We start from the raw sequence: 2,671 nt of genomic DNA on the forward strand, positions 1-2,671 counted from the left end.
ATGATAATATTGAGGATTCTTGCTGTCCGGATTTTTTACACAGCATTCGGGGCAGTGGATTTTGCCGGAGCAAAAATGACCGGTTCCATCAATCGGCGCAAGATACCCTTCCTCAAAATACTCAAATTGCCGGAGTCGCCCTGAGCGTTGCACAAAGGCAAACAGTTGGGTGAAAAATTTTCGTAAATAGCGGGGATCAATAGGGTCAAKCATTTCCCGGAGGTGCGTATCGCAAGGTACCTGACCGACGCCGTACAACGATTTCAGGTTATGCAACTTGGCTGGTGTTTTAACACAGTCCCGATCGAACTGAAGTAATGATGGATACTTCAGATGCATAATGGCAAGACCACTCATGATAGCATCATGAAGCGGGATCGCATTTTGACTGCTTCTTTTACGAAAAYCAGGGACTTTAACAGCTTCTTTTGAAACTATTTTGATCAGTTTCTCAGCAATCGTCTTTCGGTTAGATGGTTTCACAGTAAAATGACAATGATGATGTAATGTCGTATATGTTACTTAATAGTCTGCGATTTCTGAACTAGTAGATCAGTCTCTAGCCCTTGATATTATTGACTTTAATCAACTCGGCGGGAATTGCTGACAGATCATTATCTCAAAATAGTGATTTGAATTTCTATTGCTTTAAAAAACAGAGCCAACACCACGTCATCTTTAAAGGCTCTCCTGATTTTCGTGAAGGCAAAAGCCATTAGGCGAGTTGCCTTCAAATAAAGCGGCTGAAGCGGTGCTTTTTCTTCTGTATGAAAAATACCGGTTTAGTCGAACCGACACGCTTGCCGCCTGTCTCCGCAACTTGATGGCTATGCCCATGATGTTGCGGAGACAGGTCGCAGCGTGCAAACCATCAGGAGGTACGATCTCGATGCAGACACCCAACTCTCCACTGGCACACCCGGACTCGCCGTCTGACTCCCACGCCCTGACTTGCACGCGCAGCGCAAGCGGGCGAGGGGAACGTCTCTGTAGCACGTTATATAAATACAATACCCTGAAAACCAAAAGTTATAAGAAAAGGAATTCTTAGATATGAAACACCTCAATGTTATAAAGTGTCCAAAGACAGGTTCACAACCACACCTTCGGAGCAGTGGCTATTGTTCTGCCATCCGAATAAAGGGAAGGTTCTCGATCTCACTGACAGTGGATTTCAGGTGGTGGGAATGTGTGTGGATACCTTACGGCAAATCTTCAAAGGCCGCATGAATCTGGATTTCCTCACGGACATACAACACAGCATTGACCTCAATGAAAAACAGATGACCTTTCTGGGTTACGAATGGTTGATTGGCAAAAGTTCCAAATCCTCCGGTTATCAGTACCGACTCCAGAACAATGACCTTGGTTTGATCCTGTTGTTTAAAATGTTCCATGCCAAAGCTGAGTCTGAAAGCTCTCATCTGAAAATTGAGTGTTCCCCCTGGTATCTGGACAGCCACACGCCTGAACAGGTTGATGAGTTCCTGGGAACCATTGCTGACAATATTCTCAGAGTCCCGACATCTCATTATCCAGCTATCCATCTCGCCGTGGACATACAGGGTTGGGAACCGGAGCATGATCTGGCGGATAAAGTGGCTTGCCGCTCCCGTCGAGTGGCTCAGTACAATGGGTTTGAGAATATCGAATTTCACTTTTCCCATGTGTCCTGTGTTTATGATCGCTGCCAGTCCTTCAAGTTTGGCCCTTCCACATCATTACAGATGGCCATATACGACAAAACCATCCAGTCCGAAGCCATTGACAAGCTGGACTACGTTCGGCACAAGTGGGAACGGTATACGACAGCGCATGGAGGGAGCTATGACCCTGATAGGGACGTTTTTCGGGTTGAGTTGCGGTATCACCATTCCATCATTGAACAGTTCGCCCTCGGCTCCTACGACAGCAATGGCGTGATTGGGTTAAGTCTCAAGTCCTACGCTGAAATGACTGAGCATCTTCATGGTCTTTGGCAGTACGGATTGCAGTCGTTCAAGCTGAAGCACAATACCAACTACTTTCATCCCATATGGACAATCCTGATGAATGATCTGGTCTTTGCGCCTGAAGGCATAAATAAGAATGACCATCCAACCCATTACCAACGCCATTACAAGAAACCGGATTCCTTCTCAGGGAAAAACTACCAGCTTTATCTGGGTAACTATATCTGGGTAACTATCTGTCGGCCTGTGCCAGAAAGCGATTACCCTTTGAGCAGGTATTGGAAGAATTGCAAAACAACATCATCTGGAACGATATTGCCCTGTATTACGAGAACATCAATACCACGGAGAATGAACTGATTGAACGACTACGGACAGGTTATCAGGAGCGTATACTGATGGGCTATGCCATATGAGAAAACAAAAAAACAGAAAGGGGRGTATATCCCCTGACTGTTATTTCTTGGTGGGTCGAGCCGTCTGAGGCTCTTGAGAGTTGTTAATCTGACCATCAARAAACTGTTGGATCGTCACCAGTTCCTCAACTTCTGAGTTGTAACTCTCACGAATGACCTTGGTCGTATACTGAGAGAGTCCTGCAATCTCACTGCGCTTAACTTCAAGCTGATTCTTGGTCATGTGGAYCAAAGTGCAAAGCATGGAATTTGTAGTGTTTTCATAATTTATTAAACCAAAACTCATTTGAAACATACGGTTCT

Annotated in this window: 3 protein-coding genes; 1 reads left to right on the plus strand and 2 read right to left on the minus strand. The window is 45.3% G+C overall.

The genetic code is table 11. The features are described from left to right. Positions 1-357: hypothetical protein (locus AKL11_RS19210; RefSeq protein ID WP_216636825.1), on the minus strand; the 357-nt coding region annotated here is incomplete at its 3' end. Positions 358-1,076: 719 nt separating this feature from the next. Here AKL11_RS19210 and AKL11_RS25735 point away from each other — a divergent pair. Continuing rightward, positions 1,077-2,312 carry a hypothetical protein gene (locus AKL11_RS25735; protein ID WP_245673591.1) on the plus strand — a complete coding sequence of 412 codons (1,236 nt, stop codon included), beginning with the start codon at positions 1,077-1,079 and terminating at the stop codon, positions 2,310-2,312. Between the two features lie 96 nt (positions 2,313-2,408). Here the strand turns inward: AKL11_RS25735 and AKL11_RS19220 are convergent. Further along, the coding region (locus AKL11_RS19220) for a hypothetical protein (RefSeq protein ID WP_216636829.1) at positions 2,409-2,671 on the minus strand (263 nt) is incomplete at its 5' end.

This window comes from Endozoicomonas ascidiicola, assembly GCF_001646945.1.
Lineage (GTDB): Bacteria > Pseudomonadota > Gammaproteobacteria > Pseudomonadales > Endozoicomonadaceae > Endozoicomonas > Endozoicomonas ascidiicola.